The sequence below is a fragment of the Streptomyces sp. CNB091 genome (assembly GCF_000377965.1).
Genome location: NZ_KB899016.1, coordinates 1 through 23,293 on the forward strand (window position 1 = coordinate 1; position 23,293 = coordinate 23,293).

23 protein-coding genes and 1 rRNA gene are annotated in these 23,293 nt (G+C 72.1%); 17 read left to right on the plus strand and 7 right to left on the minus strand.

Annotated elements, in window-relative coordinates; all coding sequences use genetic code 11:
* The first annotated feature begins 144 nt into the window (after positions 1-144).
* The 9 genes from rrf to D581_RS0133940 all read left to right on the plus strand — a co-directional run bounded on the left by rrf (position 145) and on the right by D581_RS0133940 (position 7,176).
* Positions 145-261 (plus strand): 5S ribosomal RNA (rrf, locus tag D581_RS0133900).
* A gap of 71 nt (positions 262-332) precedes the next feature.
* The gene (locus tag D581_RS0133905) at positions 333-977 is read left to right on the plus strand and encodes an HAD family hydrolase (RefSeq protein ID WP_018961566.1); all 645 of its coding nucleotides are present in this window, start codon (positions 333-335) and stop codon (positions 975-977) included.
* Positions 978-1,019: 42 nt separating this feature from the next.
* The gene (locus tag D581_RS0133910; protein ID WP_018961567.1) at positions 1,020-2,228 is read left to right on the plus strand and encodes an MFS transporter; all 1,209 of its coding nucleotides are present in this window, start codon (positions 1,020-1,022) and stop codon (positions 2,226-2,228) included.
* On the plus strand, positions 2,197-3,369 hold the full coding sequence (locus D581_RS0133915) for an acetoin utilization protein AcuC (protein WP_020679268.1): 1,173 nt from the start codon (positions 2,197-2,199) through the stop codon (positions 3,367-3,369). Before D581_RS0133910 ends, D581_RS0133915 begins: the two co-directional genes overlap by 32 nt.
* A 101-nt stretch (positions 3,370-3,470) precedes the next feature.
* On the plus strand, positions 3,471-4,286 hold the full coding sequence (locus tag D581_RS0133920; RefSeq protein ID WP_018961569.1) for a phosphatase: 816 nt from the start codon (positions 3,471-3,473) through the stop codon (positions 4,284-4,286).
* 128 nt (positions 4,287-4,414) lie between these two features.
* Positions 4,415-4,627: a helix-turn-helix domain-containing protein gene (locus D581_RS0133925; RefSeq protein ID WP_018961570.1), complete on the plus strand. Its 213-nt coding sequence runs from the start codon at positions 4,415-4,417 to the stop codon at positions 4,625-4,627.
* A gap of 110 nt (positions 4,628-4,737) precedes the next feature.
* Entirely contained in the window at positions 4,738-4,836 is a 99-nt protein-coding gene (locus D581_RS1000000140350; RefSeq protein WP_003948845.1) for a 30S ribosomal protein bS22, read from the plus strand.
* 159 nt (positions 4,837-4,995) lie between these two features.
* On the plus strand, positions 4,996-6,084 hold the full coding sequence (locus D581_RS0133935; RefSeq protein WP_018961571.1) for an NAD-dependent epimerase/dehydratase family protein: 1,089 nt from the start codon (positions 4,996-4,998) through the stop codon (positions 6,082-6,084).
* Between the two features lie 15 nt (positions 6,085-6,099).
* Entirely contained in the window at positions 6,100-7,176 is a 1,077-nt protein-coding gene (locus D581_RS0133940; protein WP_018961572.1) for a lysophospholipid acyltransferase family protein, read from the plus strand.
* A gap of 124 nt (positions 7,177-7,300) precedes the next feature.
* Here D581_RS0133940 and D581_RS0133945 read toward each other — a convergent pair whose 3' ends face one another.
* The 3 genes from D581_RS0133945 to D581_RS0133955 all read right to left on the minus strand — a co-directional run bounded on the left by D581_RS0133945 (position 7,301) and on the right by D581_RS0133955 (position 10,852).
* Positions 7,301-8,515, minus strand: coding sequence for a DUF5667 domain-containing protein (locus D581_RS0133945; protein ID WP_018961573.1), 1,215 nt, complete (start codon positions 8,513-8,515; stop codon positions 7,301-7,303).
* Between the two features lie 211 nt (positions 8,516-8,726).
* Positions 8,727-9,503, minus strand: coding sequence for an ECF subfamily RNA polymerase sigma factor, BldN family (locus D581_RS0133950; RefSeq protein ID WP_026291152.1), 777 nt, complete (start codon positions 9,501-9,503; stop codon positions 8,727-8,729).
* 389 nt (positions 9,504-9,892) lie between these two features.
* The gene (locus tag D581_RS0133955; RefSeq protein WP_018961575.1) at positions 9,893-10,852 is read right to left on the minus strand and encodes an HAD family hydrolase; all 960 of its coding nucleotides are present in this window, start codon (positions 10,850-10,852) and stop codon (positions 9,893-9,895) included.
* A 178-nt stretch (positions 10,853-11,030) separates the two neighbouring features.
* Here D581_RS0133955 and D581_RS0133960 point away from each other — a divergent pair, with 178 nt between their 5' ends.
* From D581_RS0133960 to hemB, 6 genes are all read left to right on the plus strand, one after another.
* Positions 11,031-11,321: a glutaredoxin family protein gene (locus D581_RS0133960; RefSeq protein WP_018961576.1), complete on the plus strand. Its 291-nt coding sequence runs from the start codon at positions 11,031-11,033 to the stop codon at positions 11,319-11,321.
* 257 nt (positions 11,322-11,578) lie between these two features.
* Positions 11,579-12,340, plus strand: a complete 762-nt coding sequence (locus tag D581_RS0133965; RefSeq protein WP_003968336.1) for a redox-sensing transcriptional repressor Rex — start codon at positions 11,579-11,581, stop codon at positions 12,338-12,340.
* Positions 12,337-13,845 (plus strand): glutamyl-tRNA reductase, encoded by a 1,509-nt coding sequence (locus D581_RS0133970; protein WP_018961578.1) that lies wholly within the window; start codon positions 12,337-12,339, stop codon positions 13,843-13,845. The genes D581_RS0133965 and D581_RS0133970 overlap by 4 nt, the downstream gene beginning before the upstream one ends.
* Positions 13,842-14,828 carry a hydroxymethylbilane synthase gene (gene hemC, locus D581_RS0133975; RefSeq protein WP_018961579.1) on the plus strand — a complete coding sequence of 329 codons (987 nt, stop codon included), beginning with the start codon at positions 13,842-13,844 and terminating at the stop codon, positions 14,826-14,828. The genes D581_RS0133970 and hemC overlap by 4 nt, the downstream gene beginning before the upstream one ends.
* Positions 14,825-16,495 carry a bifunctional uroporphyrinogen-III C-methyltransferase/uroporphyrinogen-III synthase gene (locus tag D581_RS0133980; protein ID WP_018961580.1) on the plus strand — a complete coding sequence of 557 codons (1,671 nt, stop codon included), beginning with the start codon at positions 14,825-14,827 and terminating at the stop codon, positions 16,493-16,495. Before hemC ends, D581_RS0133980 begins: the two co-directional genes overlap by 4 nt.
* A gap of 302 nt (positions 16,496-16,797) precedes the next feature.
* Complete coding sequence (hemB, locus tag D581_RS0133985; protein ID WP_026291153.1) at positions 16,798-17,805, plus strand: porphobilinogen synthase; 1,008 nt, start codon at positions 16,798-16,800, stop codon at positions 17,803-17,805.
* Positions 17,806-18,021: 216 nt separating this feature from the next.
* On the opposite strand, the gene D581_RS0133990 is transcribed toward hemB, so the two are convergent.
* From D581_RS0133990 to D581_RS0134005, 4 genes are read right to left on the minus strand one after another with little or no spacing between them, the layout of a single operon-like run.
* Complete coding sequence (locus tag D581_RS0133990; protein ID WP_018961582.1) at positions 18,022-18,405, minus strand: hypothetical protein; 384 nt, start codon at positions 18,403-18,405, stop codon at positions 18,022-18,024.
* Positions 18,406-18,454: 49 nt separating this feature from the next.
* Positions 18,455-20,578, minus strand: a complete 2,124-nt coding sequence (locus D581_RS0133995) for a hypothetical protein (protein ID WP_018961583.1) — start codon at positions 20,576-20,578, stop codon at positions 18,455-18,457.
* Entirely contained in the window at positions 20,557-21,402 is an 846-nt protein-coding gene (locus D581_RS0134000) for a DUF4253 domain-containing protein (protein WP_018961584.1), read from the minus strand. Before D581_RS0134000 ends, D581_RS0133995 begins: the two co-directional genes overlap by 22 nt.
* Positions 21,403-21,412: 10 nt before the next feature.
* Positions 21,413-21,592, minus strand: coding sequence for a hypothetical protein (locus D581_RS0134005; protein WP_020679269.1), 180 nt, complete (start codon positions 21,590-21,592; stop codon positions 21,413-21,415).
* Between D581_RS0134005 and D581_RS01000000138115 the strand changes: the two genes are divergently transcribed.
* Both D581_RS01000000138115 and D581_RS0134015 read left to right on the plus strand, forming a co-directional pair.
* On the plus strand, positions 21,591-22,532 hold the full coding sequence (locus D581_RS01000000138115; protein WP_018961585.1) for an alpha/beta fold hydrolase: 942 nt from the start codon (positions 21,591-21,593) through the stop codon (positions 22,530-22,532). The genes D581_RS0134005 and D581_RS01000000138115 overlap by 2 nt on opposite strands.
* Before the next feature lie 194 nt (positions 22,533-22,726).
* Positions 22,727-23,293 carry a dihydrofolate reductase family protein gene (locus D581_RS0134015; protein ID WP_018961586.1) on the plus strand — a complete coding sequence of 189 codons (567 nt, stop codon included), beginning with the start codon at positions 22,727-22,729 and terminating at the stop codon, positions 23,291-23,293.

A 23,293-nucleotide genomic window follows, 5' to 3' on the forward strand; every position in this document is an offset into this window, starting at 1 on the left:
GCCAGATGTGGAAGCCCGGCAACGGGTGGAGCTGACTGGTACTAATAGGCCGAGGGCTTGTCCTCAGTTGCTCGCGTCCACTGTGTTAGTTCTGAAATAACGAACGGCCGTGTTTTTATCCGGTGTTGGTTAATTTCATAGTGTTTCGGTGGTCATTGCGTTAGGGAAACGCCCGGTTACATTCCGAACCCGGAAGCTAAGCCTTTCAGCGCCGATGGTACTGCAGGGGGGACCCTGTGGGAGAGTAGGACGCCGCCGAACAATTTTTCCGGGAAAGCCCCGTGCCTTGTGGCACGGGGCTTTTCTGCGTTCTGAACGTCTAGGGTCGAACCATGCGCTACGAACTGGTCATCTTCGACAACGATGGTGTGCTCGTCGACAGTGAGCCGCTCGCCAACACCGTCCTCTCCGGCTACCTCACCGAGCTCGGTCACCCCACCTCGTACGACGAGTCGCTCCGTGACTACATGGGGTCCGCCGTGCACCGGGTCCACGATCTCGTCGAGGAGCGGACCGGGCAGAAACTGCCCGAGGACTTCGACTCCACGCTCAACACCCGTACGTTCGCCGCTTTCCAGCGGGAGCTCGTGGCCGTCGACGGGGCCGAGGAGCTGCTCGGGAAGCTTGTCGCGGACGGGGTGGACTACTGCGTCGCCTCCTCCGGGAGCCACGAGCGGATCCGGGTCGGGCACCGCAGGACGGGGATCGACCAGTGGTTCGAGGAGGAGTGGATCTTCAGCTCGGAGGATGTCGGGCGGGGCAAGCCGGCGCCCGACCTGTTCCTGTACGCCGCCGAGCGGATGGGCGTCGCTCCGGAGAGGTGCGTCGTCATCGAGGACAGCCCGCTCGGGGTCGAGGCGGCCCGCGCCGCGGGGATGGACGTGTACGGGTTCACGTCGATGATGCCCGCGGACCGGCTCACCGGAGTGACCGGGCACTTCTCCGACATGGCTCAGCTCCCCGAACTGCTCGCCTGATCCATCTACCCCTGCCTGGAGCCCGGCCCTACGCTCGCGGCCATGACGGAAGCGGGCTTGCGGCACGGCAGGGCCTCCCTGGGGTTGAGCTTCGGCGTTCAAGGGGTGGCCTTCGCCCTTCTGGTGACGCGTATCCCCGCCATTCAGGACCAGTACGGGATATCCGACGGGCTGCTGCCCGTCTTCCTCGCCGCTGTCCCGACCCTGGCGGGGGCCGGCAGCGTCGCCACCGAGAAGGTGGTCGCGCGGGTGCGGCCCGGTGTCGTCCTGCGGTGGTCCCAGCCCCTGGTCCTGCTCGCCCTGCTCGGGGTGGGCGCGGGGCGGGAGGTGTGGCACGTCGCCGTCGCGCTCGGCGTCTTCGGGCTGGCCGTCGGGGCGCTGGACGCCTCGATGAACATGCTGGGCGTCAGCCTCAACCGGGCGTACGGGCGCAGCATCATGCTCGGGTTCCACGCCGCCTACAGCCTCGGCGGGATCGCGGGGGCGTCGCTCGCGTGGGCCGGGGCGCGGTGGGACCTGTCGTTGCTCGGGTCCTACCTGCCCGTCGTGGTGGTGCTGCTGCCCGCCGCGCTGGTCGGGAGCCGGTGGTACACGGAGGGGAAGGGGCCGGAGGGGAAGGAGGAGGAGCCCGGCTCCGGCGGGGTCGGCGGGGCCGTGTCGTTCCGGCTGTTGCTGCCGCTGTGCCTCGTCATGAGCTTCGCGTACATCGGGGACTCGACGGTCTCCAACTGGAGTGCCAAGTACCTCCAGGACGTGCTGGGCGCATCGGAGCAGCTCGCGACCGTTCCGTACAACGTCTACATGGTGACGACCCTGCTGGGGCGCGCGGTGGGGGACCTCGGGGTGCGGCGGTTCGGGGCGGTCGCCGTGGTGCGGGGCGGGAGTCTGCTGGCGGCGGGCGGGTTCGCGGTCGTGGCGGTGGCGCCCGGGGCCTGGGCGGGGATGCTCGGGTTCACGATGCTCGGGTTCGGGCTCTGTGTGATCGTGCCGCAGACCTTCGCGGCGGCCGGGCGGATGTTCCCGGGGCACAGCGACGCGGTCGTGGCCCGGCTGAACGTCTTCAACTATGTCGGGTTCCTGGTGGGTTCGCCGCTCGTGGGTGCTCTGGGGGATGCGTGGAGTTATCGCGGCGCCATGCTCGTACCGATGGTTCTGGTGTTGGCGACGCTCGTGTATGCCCGCGCGTTCGGGCCGGAGCCCGCCCGATACGGTGGCGGGCATGAGCGGCCGCACACAGCTGATGTGGGATGACGCAGTCACGGGATACGACTTCGGGGAGACGCACCCCATGGACCCGGTCCGGCTGGCCCTGACGATGGGGCTGGTGCGGGCGTTCGGGCTCGACGGGGCGGTGGATCTGCGGTCCGCGAAGCCCGTGGGGGACTCCACCCTGCGGCTCGTGCACCGGCAGGATTACGTGGCGGCGGTGCGTGCCGCCTCCGCGGATCCGCGGACGGCCGACCAGGACTACGGGCTCGGGACCGTGGACGATCCGGCGTTCGCCGGGATGCACGAGGCGTCCGCGCTGATCGCGGGGCTTTCGGTGGGCGCCGCCGAGGCCGTGTGGCGCGGTGAGTGCGAGCACGCGGTGAACTTCACCGGGGGGCTGCACCACGCCATGCCCGGGTCGGCCGCCGGCTTCTGCGTCTACAACGACCCCGCCCTCGCCATCGCCCGGCTGCTGGAGCTGGGCGCCGAGCGGGTCGCGTACGTCGATGTGGACGTCCACCACGGGGACGGGGTGCAGGCCGCGTTCTGGGAGGACCCGCGCGTCCTGACGATCTCGCTACACGAGCATCCGAGGACCCTCTTTCCGCAGACCGGTTGGCCGGAGGAGACCGGGTCCGGGGCGGGGGAGGGCTCCGCGGTCAACGTGGCGCTGCCGGCCGGGACCGGGGACGCGGGATGGCTGCGGGCGTTCCACGCGGTGGTGCCCGAACTGCTGGCCGACTTCCGGCCCCAGGTGCTCGTCACCCAGCACGGGGCCGACACGCACTTCGAGGACCCGCTCGCCCACCTCGCGGTCTCCCTGGACGCGCAGCGGTCGGTCATGGAGTCCTGCCACGAGCTGGCCCACCGGTACGCGGACGGCGGGCGCTGGGTGGCGCTCGGCGGCGGCGGGTACGCGGTGGTGGACGTGGTGCCCCGGTCGTGGACGCATCTCGTCGGGATCGCGGCGCACGCTCCCGTCGACCCGGAGTCGGTGGTGCCGCCGTCCTGGCGGGATCTCGTCTACGCCCGTACGCGGCAGTTGGGGCCGGGCCGGATGACGGACGGGCGTACGCCGTCGTGGCAGGCCTGGGAGGACGGGTACGACCCGGCGGACCGGCTGGACCAGGCGGTGCTGGCGTCCCGGAAGGCGGCGTTCCCGCTGCGGGGGCTGCTGACCTGAGGTCCGGGCGGCGCGGGGGCATTGTGCCGTGCGTTACGCCAACGGTGGGGCGTAACGGGATTCCCGCCCGCCGGGCCGCGCGGTACGGCAGCATCCCTGGGGTGTTGAGCACCGGGGCGCTGCGCGCCCATCTGCTGGCGGCCCGGCTGGCCGGGCCCGTGGCCACCCCGCGCGAGACGAGTCTGCGCAGCTACCGGCTGTTCGCCGCGCGCGATCCGCGGGTGATGCTGGGGCTCGCGCCCGAGCGGGCCTGGGGCGAGGGCGAGTTGTTGCGGCTGATGGCGGACCGGTGCGGGGTCTCGGCGGATCCCACGCATGTGAGCGGTCCCGACGCGATCGATCCGGAGCGGACGGTGGCCGCGCTGGACGCGTTCGCCGAGCGGCTGGCGCTGGTGGCGGAGCGTCGGGCTCCGGTGCTGCTGGGAACCGGTCACCCGCACCGGCTGCTCGGTTTCTACGCCGGGCTGGCAGACGCTCTGTCGTCGGCGGGCTGTCCTGTTCTCACCCCCGCGCAGGGGAGATGTGTCGACATAACGACCCGGTTCGGCGTACGCACGTACCGCCTCGACTACGTACGGGGTGTCGCCCTGGTGCGCGAACCGGGGGGGCGGCCCACGGGGGGTGAGACCGGCGCGCACACGCATTCGCCGCTTCCGGTGCGGCTCGCGCTCCAGGACGCGGCGGAGCGGCTCGGGGTGCTGCCGGAGTTGGTGATCGGGGATCACGGCTGGGTCTGCGGTGCAGGTCAGCTGGGGATCGAGGCGATCGGGCCGGCGGACACGGATGATCCGGCGCTGTTCGTGGGAGAGGCCGAGGGGCGGGTGTCCGTCGTCGTTCCGCTCGACGACGGCGTGCGGGCGCCGTTTTACCGGCCGTTGACGCGCTATGTGCTCAATCGGGCCCGTCTGTCACCGTAGGCCGGCGGCTGTCTCTCCTCTTCCCCACTCGCACCACGCGCCCCTAATCTGTGGAGTGAGCGCACAGCGACGAAGAGTCACCGGAGGGGAAGCCGGTGCGCGTCCGGTGCGGAAGGTACAGGTGGGTCATGGCTGCTGGCAGCGAGAGGCCTCTCAACGAGGTCAAGTTTCTGACCGTGGCGGAAGTCGCCTCGGTCATGCGAGTGTCGAAGATGACCGTGTACCGCTTGGTGCACAGTGGTCATCTGCCGGCGATCCGGGTGGGCAGGTCCTTCCGGGTGCCGGAGCAAGCGGTTCACACGTATCTCCGCGACTCATTCGTGGGGGTGGAATCAGCCTGAGGTTGCCTGCGGATTACGTCCCTCGGACGGTGGCGGGTAGGCTAGGCCGACGTAGGTCGTGTGGGCCCAGACGCCCCGCACCAGTGAAGATGAAGTGAGCGAGGGTAGTCGTGGGCTCTGTTATCAAGAAGCGGCGCAAGCGGATGGCCAAGAAGAAGCACCGCAAGCTGCTCAAGCGCACGCGCGTTCAGCGTCGCAACAAGAAGTAGGCGAACGCAGTTCGTGAGATCCGCAGCCCCTCCACCGTTCCGGTGGAGGGGCTGCGGTGCGTTTCGGAGCACGGGGGCGTCACAGGGCGGCGTCCACCCGCTACGGTGACGGCCAGGGAAGTTACCGCCGGAAGCAGGGATGCAGAGGGGAGCCGGGTCTTGGGCAAGGTCGTGCTCGTCACAGGAGCGGCCCGGCAGCTGGGGGGCCGCTTCGTCCGGCGCGTCCAGTGCGAGCCCGGGGTGGACCGGGTGATCGCCGTCGACGCGGTCGCGCCTGCCCATGAGCTGGGTGACGCGGAGTTCGTGCGCGCGGACATCCGGCAGTCCGCCCTGGCGCGGATCCTGGCCGAGCACGCCGTCGACACGGTCGTGCACTTGGACGTCTCCGGCAAGGCGCTCGGCGCCGGCGGCCGGACGGCGATCAAGGAGACCAACGTCATTGGCACCATGCAGCTGCTCGGCGCCTGTCAGAAGTCCCCGACGGTGCGGCGGCTCGTGGTGAAGTCCAGTACGAGCGTGTACGGGTCGGCGCCCCGCGATCCCGCCGTGTTCACCGAGACCACACCGCCCAAGTCGCTGCCCAGCGGCGGCTTCGCGAAGGACGCGGTGGAGGTCGAGGGGTACGTTCGGGGCTTCGCCCGCCGTCGGCCGGATGTCGCGGTGTGCGTGCTGCGGTTCGCCAACATCCTGGGGCCCCGGCCGGACTCGCCGCTCGCGGACTATCTGTCGCTGCCCGTTCTGCCGACCGTCTTCGGCTACGACCCCCGGCTCCAGTTCGTGCACGAGGACGATGTGGTCGACGTCCTGGGGATCGCGGCGAGCGAGCCCCGGCGCGGGACGCTGAACAGCGGCACGTTCAACATCGCCGGCGACGGGGTGCTGCTGCTGTCGCAGTGCTCGCGGCGGCTGGGGAAGCCGACGGTGCCGGTGCTGCTGCCCGCCGTCACGTGGGTCGGCTCGGCGCTCCGTACGATCGGCATGACCGACTTCTCGCCGGAACAGATCCGGCTGCTGACCCATGGCAGGGTGGTCTCGACGGTGCAGATGCGCGAGACCCTCGGTTTCCGGCCGAAGTTCACCACGGCGGAGACGTTCGCGGAGTTCGCGCGGAGCCGGGGTCCGGGGCTGCTGCCGCCGGAGACGGTGGGCAGGGCGGTGGACCGGCTGGCGGCGTTGCCGCTCCCGGGAGGCGCCGGGCCGCGGGAGCGCGGGGCCGGTGCGGTACAGACGACTCACGGCGCCAGGTAGAGGAGCGCACCGACTATGGCGGACGCCAAGGTCATTCCGTTCGACGACGACCGTTCGCGGTCCGGTGGCGCTTCGCGTCCGGCGCGGCGCCGGGCCGGGGCGGGCGGTCCCGGTGGCGGTCGGGGCGACGGTTCCGCGGCTCCGGTGAGCGCGCTGCCGGGGGCGCAGGTCCCCGAGCCCTCCGGGCTGCCCCCGGAGGCGGGGGAGGGGGGCCGGGAGCCCCGGGACGCGGTGGACGTGGACGGTTCCTCCGGCGGCTGGGAGCGGCGGATCGCGGGCGGGCTCGCGTTCCTGCGGCGGCGGGTCACCGGTGACTACGACGTCGACGAGTTCGGTTACGACGAGGAGCTCACCGACCAGGTCCTGATGTCGGTGCTGCGGCCGCTGGCCGACAAGTACTTCCGGGTCGAGGTGAAGGGCATCGAGAACATCCCGTCGGACGGCGGGGCGCTCATCGTGGCCAACCACTCCGGGACGCTGCCGCTGGACGGGCTGATGCTCCAGGTCGCGGTGCACGACAACCATCCGGCGGACCGGCATCTGCGGCTGCTCGCGGCCGATCTGGTCTTCCATCTCCCGGTCGTCAACGAGCTGGCGCGCAAGGCGGGGCACACGCTGGCCTGTGCGGAGGACGCGCAGCGGCTGCTGGAGATGGGCGAGATCGTCGGGGTGATGCCGGAGGGGTTCAAGGGCATCGGCAAGCCGTTCGGCGAGCGTTACAAGCTGCAGCGCTTCGGGCGGGGCGGGTTCGTGTCGACGGCGCTGCGGGCGGGGGCGCCGATCGTGCCGTGCTCGATCGTGGGCGCGGAGGAGATCTACCCGATGATCGGGAACGCGAAGACGCTGGCCCGGCTGCTGGGCTTCCCGTACTTCCCGATCACGCCGACGTTCCCGTGGCTGGGGCCGTTGGGTGCGCTGCCGCTGCCGACGAAGTGGACGATCCAGTTCGGGGAGCCGATTCCGACGGACGGGTATCCGCCGGAGGCGGCGGAGGACCCGATGCTGATGTTCAATCTGACGGACCAGGTGCGTGAGCAGATCCAGCACACGCTGTACAAGCTGCTGGTGCAGCGGCGGTCGGTGTTCTTCTGACCTTCGGTGATCTTCTGACCTGCTGAGCAGGCCGGGACGAGAAGGGGGCCGGTACGCGATCCGCGTACCGGCCCCCTTTTTTCGTGTGCGCGGGGCCCTTCGTTCTACGGCGCTCTACGGCGTTTTACGGTTTGAGGTTCTCGCCGTCGATGCCGAGGCCGGGGAGGAGCCCCGGGAGGAGCGGGGGCAGGGTGACGTCCGGGGCGGCGGGTGAGCTGGGCCGGCTTTCGGGGGAGGGCTGGGTGAGGCCGTCCGTCGGGAGTTCGTCCAGCAGGCCGTCCGTACCGCCGCCCAGCAGGCCGTCCTCCGGGGTGGCGTCGGCGGAGTCCGACGGGCCGGAGGGCTCGGGGGTGGTTCCGCCGTCGGTGCGGTTCCCGGGCTTCTCGGGGGAGGCCGGGGGCGCGGGGGCGTCGGTCCGGGGCGAGCCGGTGTCCGGGGTGGTGGAGGTGTCGGAACGTCCGGAGCCCTTTTCCTCGCCCGGGGGGCGGGGGAGGAGGGACTGGAGCGGTGCGACTTCGTCCTCCATGGCGTCGAAGACGGAGCTGACCTCGTCGCGGACGTCGGTGAGCTGGACGGGCAGCCGGTCGCGGAGGCTGCTCCAGGCGTCGCGGTGCGAGCGGGAGAAGGTGTCCAGGGTCTGGATCGGGCCGATCGCTCCGTCGCGCTGGTAGGCGGAGTGGAGCAGTCGGTGGCCCTCGGAGGCGTCGTGGGACATGCCGTTGAGCGCGCGTCTCACGGCGCCGAGGGATTCGTGGTCGAGGGCGCCGGACCGGCCGCGCTCCATGAGTCTGCGGGCCTCGCTGAGCCGGGTGGAGGCCTGGTCGAGGTAGACCTCGCCGCGGTCGGCGTCGCCCTTGGCCATGCCGAGGCTGATGTCCTCCATCCCGCGTTTCAGTCCGTAGAGCGAATCACCGGGGAGGGCGTCGGAGCTGGCGGCGGCCACGCCGCCGAACGCTCCCGCGGCCACGCCGACGGTGAGCCCGCCGGCAGTGAGCCCCTTCGCCCAACGTGAGCGGGGTCGCAGTTTCCGCAGTGGTGAGGCCCGGTGGGCCCCCTTGCCCCGTTGCACGGGCACCGTAGGGCCCGTGGACGCGCCGCCCTCGGCGAACATGGTCTCCATGGCCGCGACGAGCTGGGCTCGCTGCACCATTTTGACCTCGGGGTCCAACTGCGGCTTCGGTAGCTCACCGAGGCCGTTCGCCAGGGCCAACAGCGGTTCGCGGTCGGCCTGGTCGGCCGGCTCCGCGGGCTGTACGGCCGCCGCACCCTGGGGGGTCTGGTCTTCCAGGGCCTGGGCGAAGGCGTTCGCCCGCCGGTGTGCCGAAACGTTTGCGATCACTGGCGGCACCTCCTCTCGTCATGACGGTCGACTCCCCTGGCGGTCCGGAAGGTTGCGCACCTTGAGCGTTTCCACTCGATGGAGTGAGTGGCTACGGACAGGGGGCGACGACAGGGGGCCTGCAACCGGCACAACGAGGCGCTCGGCACTTGGGTTACGCACGAAGGATGATCGGACCAGTGCGTGACGGGACGGTCACGCAGAGGCCGGATCAGCGGGCGTCGTCCGGCAGGAGTCGGGCGAGCGTCCGTACGGCTCGGTACTGGAGGGTCTTGATCGCGCCCTCGTTCTTGCCCATCACCCGGGCGGTCTCCGCGACCGAGAGGCCTTGGAGGAACCGCAGGGTCACGCACTCCTGCTGCTGGGGGTTGAGTCGCCGCACGGCCTGGAGCAGAGCGGCGTTGGAGAGGGACTCCAGGACGGAGTCCTCGGGGCTGCGCGCCACCTCGTTGGCGTCGAGCATTTCGCCGGTGGTCACTTCCAGTCGGAAACGACTGGATTTGAAGTGGTCGGCGACCAGGTTGCGAGCGATCGTGACCAGCCAGGCGCCGAAGTCGCGGCCCTGCCAGGTGAACGTGGAGATGCGGCGCAGCGCGCGGAGGAAGGTCTCGCTGGTGAGGTCCTCCGCGGTCGCCTTGCCGCCCACGCGGTAGTAGATGTACCGGTACACGGTGTCGCTGTACTGGTCGTACAGGCGGCCGAAGGCATCCGCCTCACCGGCCTGTGCGCGCTCGACGAGATCCATCATGCGCGCGCTGTCGCTGTCGGCGGTGGGACGGCGGACGGTCGACGTGGCCGAGGCGGCGCGGGTGCCGCGTCTTCCGACCGCCGCACTGCGTTCGGCCAGGGCATAGCAGGGGCCGGCAGGTGCAGGGGTGGCAAATGCGGGGACGGCGTACGCGGTGGGGACGAAGCCGCGCAAGCGGTCAATGACCGATGCACGCAGCGTAGCCAGGCCCGAGGCGTCAACCCCGACGTGTGGGTACACGGGACTCCCAGAGGCAGAGCTTCCATCACGAGCAGTTCGAAAAACGTCACTCGTGGTAGCGAGTGGCGGCTTCCGTGATGCGTCTGAGGAGAATAACGCTTCGTGCAGGCAGCGCTACACCCAGTTGTCTAAATCACCGGTTCCGTCGCTTCTGTTATCGCTAAGTGACGTATCAAGTAGCACATGGTGACCGTTTATTGATCGGATTACTTCGTGATCTGTCTGCGGGGGCGACGGGTTGTGGCCGGGCGTCGGCGATCCGGCTGGCTGGAGGGGCGTCGCCCGCCCCGGCGGACACGATCACGATCGGGCGCCCGGCTCCGGGCGTGGCTGCGCCCCGTGACCGTTCGTGGTGGGCGGGCACGGGGCGCGGAGGGCGCGGGCGCGGGTCAGCGGCGGCGTCGGTGCAGGGCGACGGCGGCGACGGTGCCGCCCGCCAGCGCGCCGACCCCGGCGGCGGCCGGGATGCCGACCTTGGCCGCTTTGCGGCCGGTGCGGTAGTCGCGCAGCCGCCAGTCGCGGGCGCGGGCGTGCTTGCGGAGCTTGGTGTCCGGGTTGATCGCGTAGGGGTGGCCGACCAGCGAGAGCATCGGGATGTCGTTGTGCGAGTCGCTGTAGGCGGCGCAGCGCTCCAGTTCCAGGCCCTCCGCGGCGGCCAGCGCGCGGACGGCCTCGGCCTTGGCGGGGCCGTGCAGGGGTTCGCCGACCAGGCGGCCGGTGTAGACGCCGTCGACCGATTCGGCGACGGTGCCGAGCGCGCCGGTCAGGCCGAGGCGGCGGGCGATGATGGTGGCGGTCTCCACGGGGGCGGCGGTGACGAGCCAGACCTTCTGTCCGGCGTCCAGGTGGGCCTGGGCCAGGGCCCGGGTGCCGGGCCAGATGCGGTCGGCCATGTACTCGTCGTAGATCTCCTCGCCGATCGACATCAGCTCGGAGACGCGGTGGCCCTTGACGATGGACAGGGCGCTGTCGCGGGCGTCCTGCATGTGTTCGGGGTCCTCGACGCCGGCCAGCCGGAACCAGGCCTGCTGCCAGGCGAACCGGGTGAGCTCGCGGCGTTCGAAGAACTTCCTCTTGTAGAGGCCGCGGCCGAAGTGGAAGATCGCGGCGCCCTGCATGACGGTGTTGTCGAGGTCGAAGAAGGCGGCGGCGCGGTCGTCCCCGGCGACGGGGAACGCGGGCTCCTCGGGAGGTGTCGCGTCCGCTTCTTCCGGGGCCTTGGTCAGGAGGGCGGATTCGTCGTCGGCGGCCGAGGTCTTGCGCGCGGCCTCGGCGGCGGCCTCGCCTGCCAGGACGCTCCGTGCGGTAGCGGAACGCCTACGGGGTGTGAGCCATCCAAGAGCGGCCATGCCGTGAGCATAGCCAGTCCGTCCGCACCTGCCGGACCTGCCGCGATGCGTGGGCGTGAACGCTGCGGGTCGGAATGGTGAATCGGGTGATTCCGGGCGGTCCGGGTGGTGCTGCGCGGGTGCGGAAAGTGGGCGTCGGGGGCTCGGGAAGTGGGCGCGGCGGGCGCAGAATGAAGGCATGAGTGCTCTGCTGCGACGTAAGAGGAAGAAGCCCGCCGAGCGGGTGGTCACGCTGGTGGGGAAGCCCGGGTGTCATCTGTGTGAGGACGCGCGGGCGGTGGTGAGCGCGGTCTGCGAGGAGACCGGTGCGTCGTGGGTGGAGAAGGACATCACCGAGGACGAGGAGCTGTACAAGGAGTACTGGGAGCAGATTCCGGTGGTGCTGATCGATGACGAACAGCACACGTTCTGGCGCGTGGATCCGGCGAGGCTGCGCAAGGCGCTGGGTGCGGACGCGAAACCCGGTTAACATTGCGGGCGTTTTGGGTGGCCTCGGGGGCTTGGCTGTGAGGAGTGTGAACCGCTTTGCCCCCTTCGAGGCGGCAACGGGCCGATGCGGCCCCTGGTTCCGGGATCGCGCGGGGAATGTGCGTGACCCCGGTCACTTTGACCGGACAAAACGGACACTATCTTTGTGCACGCGTTCACAAAGACATAGCCTGCATTCGACGGGGCGGTCCTGGGACATACGGCCGCCTGCAGCCCCGCTCATCCCGCAGGAGCACCGTGGCAACTGGCCGAACTCACCGACCGGCGACCCGTAGCCGAGGAATTCCCGAGGCCACCGTCGCCCGACTTCCGTTGTATCTGCGCGCCCTGACCGCGCTCTCCGAGCGATCGGTCCCCACGGTCTCCTCCGAGGAGCTGGCCACGGCGGCCGGGGTCAACTCGGCGAAGCTGCGCAAGGACTTCAGCTACCTGGGGTCCTATGGCACCCGCGGTGTCGGGTACGACGTCGAGTATCTCGTCTACCAGATCTCGCGCGAGCTCGGGCTCACCCAGGACTGGCCGGTCGCCATCGTCGGCATCGGCAACCTCGGCGCGGCCCTCGCCAACTACGGCGGTTTCGCCTCCCGCGGCTTCCGGGTCGCGGCGCTGATCGACGCGGACCCCGCCATGGCCGGTACGCCGGTGGCCGGGATCGCCGTCCAGCACACGGACGACCTGGACCGGATCATCAGCGACAACGGTGTGTCCATCGGCGTGATCACCACCCCGCCCGGCGCGGCCCAGCAGGTCTGCGACCGGCTCGTCGCCGCCGGTGTGACCTCCATCCTGAACTTCGCGCCGACCGTGCTGTCGGTGCCCGAGGGCGTCGACGTGCGCAAGGTCGACCTCTCCATCGAGCTCCAGATCCTCGCGTTCCACGAGCAGCGCAAGGCCGGCGAGGACTCCGCCGCCGAGGACGAGGGCGCGCCCCCGATGCGCGCCACGCCCGCGAGCCGGAAGGGACCTGACGGGGACATGCCCGCCGTGATGCCGGCATGAGCCTCCTCGTCGTCGGACTGAGCCACCGCAGCGCCCCCGTCTCCGTACTGGAGCGGGCCTCCCTCGCTGTCGAGACCCAGGCCAAGCTGCTCCAGGACACCCTCGCCGCGGAACCCGCGACCGAGGCGGCCGTGCTGGCCACCTGCAACCGCATCGAGCTGTACGCCGACGTGGACAAGTTCCACGCGGGCGTCGCCGAGCTGTCCACCCTGCTCGCCCAGCACAGCGGCGTCGGGCTCGAAGAGCTCACCCCTTATCTCTACGTGCACTACGAGGACCGGGCCGTCCACCACCTCTTCTCGGTGGCCTGCGGTCTCGACTCGATGGTCGTCGGCGAGGGGCAGATCCTCGGTCAGATCAAGGACGCGCTCGCGCGCGGCCAGGAGCTGCACACCGCCGGACGGCTGCTGAACGACCTCTTCCAGCAGGCCCTGCGGGTCGGCAAGCGCGCCCACAGCGAGACCGGGATCGACCGGGCCGGGCAGTCGCTCGTCACCTTCGGGCTCCAGCAGCTCGCCGCCGGGGCCGACCCCGAGGGCTGGGCCGCCGGCAAGCGCGCCCTGGTCATCGGCGCCGGATCCATGTCCTCGCTGGCCGCCGCGACCCTCGCCCGCACCGGCGTCGCCGACATCGTCGTCGCCAACCGGACCCGCTCCCGCGCGGACCGCCTGGTGGAGATCCTCCAGCAGGGCGACGACACGGCGGTGCGCGCCCGGGCCGTCGAGATGTCCGCGGTCGGTGACGAACTGACACGTGCCGACATCGTCGTCTCCTGCACCGGTGCCACCGGCCTCGTACTCACCGCCGACGCCCTCGCCGACGCGCTGGGCGTGACCCTGGACGCCGCGCCCGAGCGGCCGACGGTCACCGTCACCCCGGCCCCGGCCGACGTCGACCAGCACGCCGCCTGGGTGGAGAACGGCTCCGCCGCCTCCGCCGCGCAGGCAGGCCCGGCGACGGCGCCGCGCCGGGTCACCGTGCCCGCACAGTCGACCGGCCCGGTCCGGCTCGCCCTGCTCGACCTCGCCATGCCGCGGGACATCGACGGCGCCGCCCACCGCATCGACGGTGTGCGCCTCGTCGACATCGAGTCGCTCGCCGAGGCGTCCGCCGACGCCCCGATGGCCGCCGATGTGGACCGGGTCCGCACCATCGTCTCCGACGAGGTGGCCGCCTTCGGCGCCGCCCAGCGTGCCGCGCACGTCGCCCCGACCGTGGTCGCCCTGCGCACCATGGCCGCCGGCGTGGTCGCCGGCGAGATCGCCCGGCTGGACGGCCGCCTTCCCGACCTGGACGAGAAGCAGCGCGCCGAGATCACCCAGACCGTGCGCCGCGTCGTCGACAAACTCCTGCACGCGCCCACCGTGCGGGTCAAGCAGCTCGCCAGCGAGCCCGGCGGCGCCGGGTACGCGGACGCGCTGCGAGAACTCTTCGACCTCGACCCGCAGACGGTGGCCGCCGTCTCCCGGGCAGACCTGAACGACCCGAATAGAGGGCGGTCATGACCGACAACTCATCCCCGGGCGCGCGGAACCCCGCGCCGCTCCGGCTGGGAACCCGGCGCAGCAAGCTCGCCATGGCCCAGTCCGGACTCGTCGCCGAGGCGGTTCGCGAGGTGACCGGGCGCGCCGTCGAGCTCGTCGAGATCACCACGTACGGGGACACCTCCCGCGAGCACCTGGCGCAGATCGGCGGCACCGGCGTGTTCGTCGCGGCCCTGCGCGAGGCGCTGCTGCGGGGCGAGGTGGACTTCGCCGTCCACTCGCTCAAGGACCTGCCGACCAGCCAGCCCGACGACCTCGTGCTGGCGGCCGTGCCGCAGCGCGAGGACCCGCGCGACGCGATGGTCGCCCGGGACGGGCTGACCTTCGCGCAGCTGCCCGACGGCGCCCGTATCGGCACCGGTTCGCCGCGCCGCATGGCGCAGCTCAACGCGTACGCCCGTTCCCACGGACTGCGGATCGAGACCGTCCCCATCCGGGGCAACGTCGACACGCGGATCGGGTTCGTGCGCGACGGGGAGCTCGACGCGGTGGTTCTCGCCGCCGCCGGGCTCAGCCGTCTCGGCCGGAGCGGTGAGGTGACCGAGTTCCTGCCGGTCGACACCGTCCTGCCCGCTCCCGGCCAGGGAGCACTGGCGATCGAGTGCGCCGCGTCCAGCGCCGACCTCGCCGCCGCGCTCGCCGAGCTCGACGACCCGTACACCCGGGTCGCCGTGACCGCCGAGCGTGCCCTGCTCGCCGCCCTGGAGGCCGGCTGCTCCGCACCTGTGGGTGCGCTGGCCGACCTCCTGGCCGACGGACAGGTTGTCAACGAACTGCGCCTGCGCGGAGTCGTCGGTACCACCGACGGTTCCTCGCTCGTACAGCTGTCCACCACCGGTCCCGTCCCCACGTCGCACGACGACGCGGCGGCCCTCGGTCGCGAACTCGCGGCCGAGATGCTCGCCAAGGGTGCGGCCGGTCTTATGGGGGAGCGAGCACTTTGAGCCCCACCGGCCCCGCCGCATCCGACTTTCCGGCCCTGTCCGCCCAAGGGCAGGTCACCTTCCTCGGCGCCGGTCCCGGCGACCCGGGACTGCTGACCCTGCGCGCCGTCGAGGCGCTCGCGAGCGCGGACGTCCTTGTCGCCGAGCCCGAGGTGCTCGACGTCGTCCGCAGCCATGCGCGGGCAGGCGTGAGCACGCCTGAGCTGACCGTCGTTGACACCTCGTCAACAACCGTCGGTGTACCCGTTCTCAGGGATGCGGCCAATCTTGTCATGGAGGCCGCGAAGGGCGGCAGGCGGGTGGTCCGTGCTGTCGCGGGCGACCCGGGCCTGGACGGGAACGCGGGGGCGGAAATGCTCGCCTGCGCCGCCGCCGGGGTGCCCTTCGAGGTCGTCCCGGGCGTGGCGAACGCCGTCGGCGTCTCCGCGTACGCCGGGGTGCCGCTGCGTGACGCGCAGGGTGCGGACGTCCGCTTCGTCGATGCCCGTACCGCCTCCGACCGCTGCTGGAGCGAGGTCGGCGCGAGCGACGCGACCGCCGTCGTCGCCACCACGCTGGACTCGGTGGCCGCCGCCGCCGGTGAGCTGGTCTCCGCGGGCCGCAAGCCCGACACCCCGCTCACCGTGACGATCGCGGGCACCACCACCCGCCAGCGCACCTGGACCGCGACCCTCGGGACGATCGCCCAGGTCCTCAAGCAGGCCAAGGTGCTGCCCTCGCCCGAGGGCCACCGGCCGGTCATAGCCGTGGTCGGAGAGCGCAGCTCCGCCGCCCAGCGCGATCAGCTCGCGTGGTTCGAGTCCAAGCCGATGTTCGGCTGGAAGGTGCTCGTCCCGCGTACGAAGGAGCAGGCCGCGTCGCTCTCCGACCAGCTGCGTTCCTACGGTGCGGTGCCGCACGAGGTGCCGACGATCGCCGTCGAGCCGCCGCGTACGCCCCAGCAGATGGAGCGCGCGGTCAAGGGCCTGGTCACCGGGCGCTACGAGTGGATCGCCTTCACCAGCGTGAACGCCGTCAAGGCGGTCCGGGAGAAGTTCGAGGAGTACGGGCTCGACGCCCGTGCCTTCGCCGGCATCAAGGTCGCCGCCGTCGGCGAGCAGACCGCCGCGGCGCTGATCGACTTCGGCGTGAAGCCGGATCTGGTGCCGTCCGGCGAGCAGTCCGCCGCCGGGCTGCTGGAGGACTGGCCGCCCTACGACCCGGTCTTCGACCCGATCGACCGGGTGTTCCTGCCGCGTGCCGACATCGCCACCGAGACCCTGGTGGCCGGGCTCATCGAGCTGGGCTGGGAGGTCGACGACGTCACCGCGTACCGCACGGTCCGCGCCTCGCCGCCGCCGGCCGACACCCGTGAGGCGATCAAGGGCGGCGGCTTCGACGCGGTCCTGTTCACCTCGTCCTCGACGGTGCGCAACCTGGTCGGCATCGCGGGCAAGCCGCACAACGTGACCGTGATCGCGTGTATCGGCCCCGCCACCGCGAAGACCGCCGAGGAGCACGGCCTGCGGGTCGACGTGCTGTCGCCGGAGCCGTCGGTGCACAAGCTCGCCGAGGCGCTCGCCGCCTTCGGCGCGCAGCGCCGGGACGCGGCGAAGGAGGCCGGCGACCCGGTGACCCGGCCGAGCGAGCGGCGCCCGGGTGCGCGCAGGCGTCGGACGACGACGTAGCAGCAGCCGTACGGGGGTGGGTGGGCCCGGTCGCTTCGGCGGCCGGGCCCACCGGCGTCTCCGGACCGGTCGGCGTCTCCGGACCGGTCGGCGTCTCCGGACCGGTCGGCAGGCCGGTGGCCGGCCGACCGCTGGCGTCGCCGGGGCCTGTCGGCCGGGTCGGTGGCCGGGCCATCGCCGTTTCCGGGGGCTGGCGGTCGGGTCGGTGGCCGGGGCCACCGGCGTTTCCGGGGGCTGTTCGCGGGCCTTTCCCGGCGCGGGTGTCGGTAAGACCTGACTGCGTACGGGTCTATCGTCGAAGGATGACTGCGTACGGAAACTTCCCCGGCTCCCGCCCCCGGCGGCTGCGGACGACCCCGGCGATGCGGCGGATGGTCGCCGAGACACGGCTCGACCCCGCGAACCTGATCCTGCCCGCGTTCGTGCGGGAGGGCATCGACGCCCCGGTCGCCATCTCGGCCATGCCCGGCGTGCACCAGCACACCCTGGACACCCTGCGGAAGGCGGCCGTCGAGGCGGTCTCGGCCGGGGTCTCGGGGATCATGCTCTTCGGTGTGCCGGAGGACGCGAAGAAGGACGCCCGGGGCACGGCGGGCACGGATCCGGACGGCATCCTCCAGGCCGGCCTGCGCGCGGTCCGCGAGGAGGTCGGCGACGACCTGGTCGTGATGTCGGACCTGTGCCTGGACGAGTACACCGACCACGGCCACTGCGGGGTCCTCGACGGCGACGGCCGCGTGGACAACGACGCGACCCTGGAGCGGTACGCGGAGATGGCCCAGGTCCAGGCGGACGCCGGGGCCCATGTGGTGGGCCCCAGCGGGATGATGGACGGCCAGGTCGGCGTGGTCCGCGACGCCCTGGACCAGACCGGGTACGAGGACGTGTCGATCCTCGCCTACACCGTGAAGTACAGCTCGGCCTTCTACGGCCCCTTCCGTGAGGCCGTCGGCTCCTCGCTGACCGGTGACCGCAAGACCTACCAGCAGGACCCGGCCAACGCCCGCGAGTCGTTGCGGGAGCTGGCGCTGGACCTGGAGGAGGGCGCGGACATGGTCATGGTGAAGCCCGCCGGACCGTATCTGGACATCCTCGCCAAGGTCGCGGATTCCGTGGACGTGCCGGTCGCGGCGTACCAGATCAGCGGCGAGTACGCGATGATCGAGGCCGCCGCCGAGCGGGGCTGGATCGACCGGGAGAGGGCGATCCTGGAGAGCCTGACCGGGATCCGGCGGGCCGGGGCGCAGATGATCCTCACCTACTGGGCGACCGAGGCCGCGCAGTGGCTGGGGCGGGACGCGCGGCGTTGAGCCGGTCCGCTCGGTGCTGAGCTGGTCCGCCCGGCGTTGAGCCGGTCCGCTCGCGCTGAACCGGTCCGTCCGGCCTCTCGCGGTTCACGGCCCACCCGCTCCGGTCTCCTGGAGCCGGTGGGCCTCCTCGATGGAGAAGCGGGCGCTGTCCCGTACGAGTGGGTCCTGGTCGGCCGGTGCGGTGGTGCCGAGCGGGATCGGCCGGGGGCCTTGCTGTCAGGGCCAGTCGACCAGTGCCATGAATGCTGCGAAAGCGACCATCGCGGTGGTGGGGGCGGCGAGGGCCAGGCCCATGCGCCGGGCGGCGTAGCGGAGCTGGTGGGGGAGCGCCCAGGTGGCGATCAGCACGATCAGGGCCAGGACCAGGCCGATCCACAGGACGGTCCACGCGGTGGTCCAGCTGTCGTGGAAGCGGTCGGCCACCGAGCCGCCGCAGGAGCCGCACTCCATGGGCGAGAGCGCGCCGTAGAGCAGGGCGAGCAGCCCCGAAGGCACGGTCACGACCGAGGAGATCACCGGGGCGATCCAGGCGTAGTCGTCGGGCGTCTCGTCGGGGGCGGCCGCCGGGGTGCTGTCGCCGGCGTGGCTGGTCTCGCTCATGCGGCCGAGTCAACCTCGGGGGGTCTCCCGGCCGCATGAGTACGAGGGCTCAGTCCCCGGTGGTCCGGTCGGCGCGGGCCACCGCCCAGGCGTGTGCCGCAGCCAGCTGCCCGTCCGTGAGGGCCGGGCGGACCTGGTCCGGGTAGCGGAAGGCGTAGTGCTCGCGGGCGGTCTTCAGCCCGATCGCGCGGGCCGCGTCGGTGAGGCGGGGGTCGTCCGCGACCTCCTGGGCGCGCCGCAGCCAGCTGTGGCTGCGTGGGTCGACGGCGTAGTGCCAGAGCGGCTGGGCGGGGTCGGCCACTCCGATCAGGACCCGGTGCAGAACGTACGTGCGGACGCCGCGCTGTCCGATCAGCCGCTCGGCGACGAGCAGGGGGTGCGTGCCGTCGAGCCGGGCGCGGAGCAGTACCCAGGTCATCAGGTGCCCGGTGTCGTGAGCGCCGGAGGTCACGAAGTCCCACAGCTCGGCGGCCTTCGTCTCGTCCGGTGCGCCGAGGTGGGTCAGCAGCCGGACCGGGGTCTTCCAGAGCGGCTTGGGCTTCGCCCACCAGGCGGTGAGGTCGGCGGCCGCCGGGTGGTCCAGGTCGAGGGCGAGGCAGGTCAGGGTGGTCAGGGGGTGGCGCCACTCGGTGTACGTGGTGCGGTACTGCTTGGTCAGCTCCTTCTTCCAGCGGGGCAGGAGTGCTTCCAGCTCGGTCCGGGTGGCCTCGCCGTGGGCGTAGAGCAGTTCGAGGCAGAACGCGATGCCCTGGACGCCGGTGGACGGGTCGGCCACCCGGTCGCGCAGCCACTGGATGTCGGCGGGGGCCGGGGTGCGGTAGCGGTGGTAGAGGTCGCCGAGCCCGCCCTCGTATCCGGTGAGGTCGGGGCCGGTGCCCGCGAGCAGGTCGTCGCGGGCGGCGTCGTAGCGGTCGGCGGCGGCGAGCACGTCGGCCTCGCTGACGCCGGGGTGCCGGGCCGCCTGCTCCCGTACGTGGGCGACCTGGTCGTACGCCGCGCGCGCGGCGGCCACGCGCAGGGGGCGCGGCAGGTCGTCGTCGGTGGCGAGGCGTACGGCGGTGAGGGCCGCGAACGCCTGGGCCGCGCTGTGGTCCGCCGTCGGCCGGGCGGCGCGCCAGTCCTTCGTGACGGTGGCGCTGAGCGCGGCGAACAGGGTGCTCTGGGACGTCTCGGGGGCGTGGTGTGCGGTCAGCTCCGAGGCGAGCGCGCCGGCGGACCGTGCCGGGTCGGTTCCGTGGACCGCCCGGTGTACGTCGAGCCAGGCGTGGATCGCGTTGGGGTGACCGGTGAACGACCACCCGCGCAGGATGTCCAGGGCTTGGGGGGAGGGGGCCGCGCCGAGGACGTCGGACGCCCGGGGGCCGAGGCACGCCACCGTGTCCCAGACCTCCTCGTGGTCGTGGCGCAGCAGCGCGTCCAGCAGGTCCGCCCAGGCGGGCCACTCGGTGAGCCGCCCGGCGTACTCCTCCCGCCAGGCCGGCAGCAGCCGTGACGTCTCCTCGGAGGTCAGCGCCTGTCGCGACTCCAGTGCGGTGACGAACCCCGCCGCCCCGGACAGCTCCACCGGATCGCGCAGCCGGTCGTGCAGCCAGCTTTCCTCGGCGGCGGTCAGCGGGGCGTCGTGGTGGCCGGGCCCGCCGGGCCGGTTCACGCGGGGGCTGCGGAGCCGGTCCAGGAACTGGCGTACTCCGGCGGTGTCCTCGGGGTCGGGGAGTCCGTCGTCGTCCCTCTCTGTGACCTTGTCGAGCCGGAACGCGCCCTGCGGGCCGCCGTCGATGACCCGGTAGCCGTCCGGGCCGTCGCCGAGGCCGGCGGCGACCGTGGCGTGGTCGCCGCCCCAGTGCACGTACAGCTCGCCCCTCAGGCCGCCGGAGCGGTCGAAGGCGGAGTGGGACTGCCAGTGCCAGTAGGCGAAGGAGGTGTCGGTGGCGAGGGACCGGGTCGCGAACAGCTCGGCCGCGTCCTCATGGCCGTCGGACTGGGTGTAACGGCTCCGGGTCGGCGGCGGGAGGACGGCGAAGCCGTCGCCGCCGAGCGCGCGCCACCACTTCTTGATGCTGCTGAGGTCCGAGCGCCGCCCGGCCGGACGGCGGCTCTTGCCTGTTGCCGTGCCCGTGCCCGTGCCCGTGCCTGTTTCCGGTCCCGTCGTGTCTAGTCCCACCAGAACGACCACGCTTCCTGGTTGAGCACGGCCTTCTCGGCGTACACGTCGAGGTCGTACGGCGGGGACTGGTCGATGTTGTCGGGGCAGAACGCGTAGTGCTCAGCGGCCAGGGCGCGGGCCTCCTCGATCGTGGCGGGCGGGCGGCCCACGGAGACGATCATCGTGTCGAAGCCGAGCACCACGACCCGGGCGTCGTAGCGGTCCTCCCAGGAGCGGAGCACCGCGCAGAGCCGGGCCACGTCGTTCTCGTGGTTCATCGGGCCCGACCAGCCGATAGCCGCCGGTATGTCGGCGCTGCGGCGGGCCGGGACGAGGGCCATCCGCGCCCCGCCGAGCCACTCGTCCGCGTCGGCGGCGATCACGCCCGCGAGTCCTGCGGCCGCCGTGTCCGCGTCCTCGCCCGCCTCCCGGGCGGGGGCGGGCGCGAGACCGGGCCAGGAGCCGGGGCCGTCCGTAGGTGATCCGGCGTTCTCCGGGGCCACTTCGTCGGCCGTCGCGCCGTCGCCCACCTCGTCGTCCGCGTACGCCGTCCAGTAGCCCGCGAGGACCTCGTCGGCGTCGTGGTCGCCGGGATACGACGTGCCGTCCGGGCAGAGGTCCCACTCCTCGGGCCACTGGTCGCGCCGGCCGCCCGTGACCAGCACCGGCAGCAGCCCGACCCGCCGCCCGGCCGCGCGCAGGTCCGGCCAGTCGCGAGGGGCGGGCGGGCCGTCCGCGTACCAGAGCAGCGGCTCGTGCCAGGGGCCGTCCAGGGTGGCGTCCACCAGGGAGCCGGGCGGGAGGTCCAGGCCGGAAGTGGCCAGGGAGGGCAGTGGATTGGGGAGCGTCGCCATGGTGGGGAGCCTAGGCGGCGGCACTGACAACGTGCGGGGCGGTGACGCCGACGTACGACGACATGCCGCCGGTGGCCTGCGGGGCGCGGACATCAGCGGCAGCGTCCTGCGGGCTCTCCGACCGCCGCGACGGGCCCGGGGTCCGAAAGCCGGTGCGGGGCGGGGGTGGCTGGATAATGATGTCGGGCATGAGTTTGTACGTCGATGATCCCGCCCGCCTCGGAACCACCCGCCTCTCCGACGGGAGGGTGCTCGGCTGGGCCGAGTGGGGGCCCGAGGACGGGCTGCCCGTCCTGCTCTCTCCCGGGGCCGGGACCAGCCGGTGGCTCGGGATCGGTGCCGGGGCCGTCGAGAACGAGGGTGTCCGGCTGGTCTCGGTGGACCGGCCCGGGCTCGGGGTCTCCACGCCCGCGCCCGGCCGGACCTTCGCCGACTTCGCGGACGACGTACGGGAGTTGATCGAGCTGCGCGGGCTGGGCCCGCGTCCCGCCATGCTCGGGAACTCCCAGGGCGCGCCCTTCGCCCTCGCCTGCGCGGCGGCGGGCCTCGTCTCCGCGCTCACGCTCGTCTCGGCCGCCGACGAGGTCGCGGACCCCGGGTTCGCCGCTGCTCTGCCCGACGGTCTGCGGGGCCTCGTCGCGCGGGTGGCGGAGGACCCGGTCGGGGCGGAGAAGGTCTTCGCCGGGTTCGACGCGGACGCGATGCGGCGGATGGTTCTGGCCGGAAGTCCGGCGTGCGACCTCGCCGTGTACGAGGACCCCGGCTTCGCCGTCGCCTACGGCCGCGCCCTCGACGAGGCGTTCTGCCAGGGCGCGGCGGCCGGGTACGCCCGGGACACCGTGCTCGCCATGGGGCGTTGGCCCATCGATCTCGGCGCGATCACCGTCCCGGTCGAGGTCTGGTACGGCGAGGAGGACGCCTCCCACTCGCCCGACCTCGGACGCCGGCTCGTCTCCCGTATCCCCGGGGCGCGGCGCACGGTCGTGCCGGGTGTCGGCGGCGCGCTGCTCTGGGCCACCGCCGAGCCGATCCTCGCCTCGCTGGCGGAGACCGTACGGCCGGACGAGCCGGTCGAGCGGGACTGGCGGGAGGAGCTGGACCGGCGGGGGACCGTACGACGGGGCCGGTAGCGGGATCGGCGCGGCCAAGGACCGTACGGGGGAGACGGCCGGGGACCGTACGGGGGAGTGGGCCGGAGGCCGTACGGCGGGACGGGCGCGGCTGGGCCCGGCTTTGTCAGTGCCCGCGCATATCGTCGAGGCCCGTTGTGCGCGCCGCCCGGTCGTCGTTCCCGTCGACCGGGCCGATCCGACAGGAGCCCCCGGTGAACAGGATCGTCACGTCCATCTCCCTCTCCCTCGACGGATTCTTCGAAGGGCCCGACCACGACATCGACTGGCACACCGTCGACGAGGAGGTGCACCAGCACTTCAACGACTACTTCCGGACCATGGGCGGCTTCGTCGAGGGGCGCGTCACCTACGAGCTGATGGAGGAGTTCTGGCCGACCGCCGATCAGGACCCGGCCAACGAGGGCCCGATGGCCGAATTCGCGGGGATCTGGCGGTCCATGCCGAAGTTCGTCTTCTCGCGGACGCTGGAGAGCGTGGGGCCGAACGCGACCCTGCTGCACGAGGTCGACCCCGAGCAGGTGCGCGGTCTGCGGGACGCCGCCTCGGGGGACCTGGCGGTCGGCGGCGCGGATCTGCTGGAGTCGTTCCGGCGGGCCGATCTGATCGACGAGTACCGGATCTACGTCCACCCGGTCATCCTCGGCCGGGGCCGCCGCTTCTTCCGGGACGCGGAGGAGCGGCAGATGCTCCGGCTGGTGGAGACCCGGACCTTCGGGAACGGGGTCGCGATGCTCCGTTACGAGACGGTCCGGGCATGA

Excerpts from the sequence above, each read along its gene's own strand:
- D581_RS0133905 (WP_018961566.1), top strand. The coding sequence starts at position 333 with ATGCGCTACGAACTGGTCATCTTCGACAACGATGGTGTGCTCGTCGAC.
- D581_RS0133910 (WP_018961567.1), top strand. The coding sequence starts at position 1,020 with ATGACGGAAGCGGGCTTGCGGCACGGCAGGGCCTCCCTGGGGTTGAGC.
- D581_RS0133915 (WP_020679268.1), top strand. The coding sequence starts at position 2,197 with ATGAGCGGCCGCACACAGCTGATGTGGGATGACGCAGTCACGGGATAC.
- D581_RS0133925 (WP_018961570.1), top strand. The coding sequence starts at position 4,415 with ATGGCTGCTGGCAGCGAGAGGCCTCTCAACGAGGTCAAGTTTCTGACC.
- D581_RS0133940 (WP_018961572.1), top strand. The coding sequence starts at position 6,100 with ATGGCGGACGCCAAGGTCATTCCGTTCGACGACGACCGTTCGCGGTCC.
- D581_RS0133955 (WP_018961575.1), bottom strand. The coding sequence starts at position 10,852 with ATGGCCGCTCTTGGATGGCTCACACCCCGTAGGCGTTCCGCTACCGCA.
- D581_RS0133960 (WP_018961576.1), top strand. The coding sequence starts at position 11,031 with ATGAGTGCTCTGCTGCGACGTAAGAGGAAGAAGCCCGCCGAGCGGGTG.
- D581_RS0133970 (WP_018961578.1), top strand. The coding sequence starts at position 12,337 with ATGAGCCTCCTCGTCGTCGGACTGAGCCACCGCAGCGCCCCCGTCTCC.
- hemC (WP_018961579.1), top strand. The coding sequence starts at position 13,842 with ATGACCGACAACTCATCCCCGGGCGCGCGGAACCCCGCGCCGCTCCGG.
- hemB (WP_026291153.1), top strand. The coding sequence starts at position 16,798 with ATGACTGCGTACGGAAACTTCCCCGGCTCCCGCCCCCGGCGGCTGCGG.
- D581_RS0133990 (WP_018961582.1), bottom strand. The coding sequence starts at position 18,405 with ATGAGCGAGACCAGCCACGCCGGCGACAGCACCCCGGCGGCCGCCCCC.
- D581_RS0134000 (WP_018961584.1), bottom strand. The coding sequence starts at position 21,402 with ATGGCGACGCTCCCCAATCCACTGCCCTCCCTGGCCACTTCCGGCCTG.
- D581_RS01000000138115 (WP_018961585.1), top strand. The coding sequence starts at position 21,591 with ATGAGTTTGTACGTCGATGATCCCGCCCGCCTCGGAACCACCCGCCTC.
- D581_RS0134005 (WP_020679269.1), bottom strand. The coding sequence starts at position 21,592 with ATGCCCGACATCATTATCCAGCCACCCCCGCCCCGCACCGGCTTTCGG.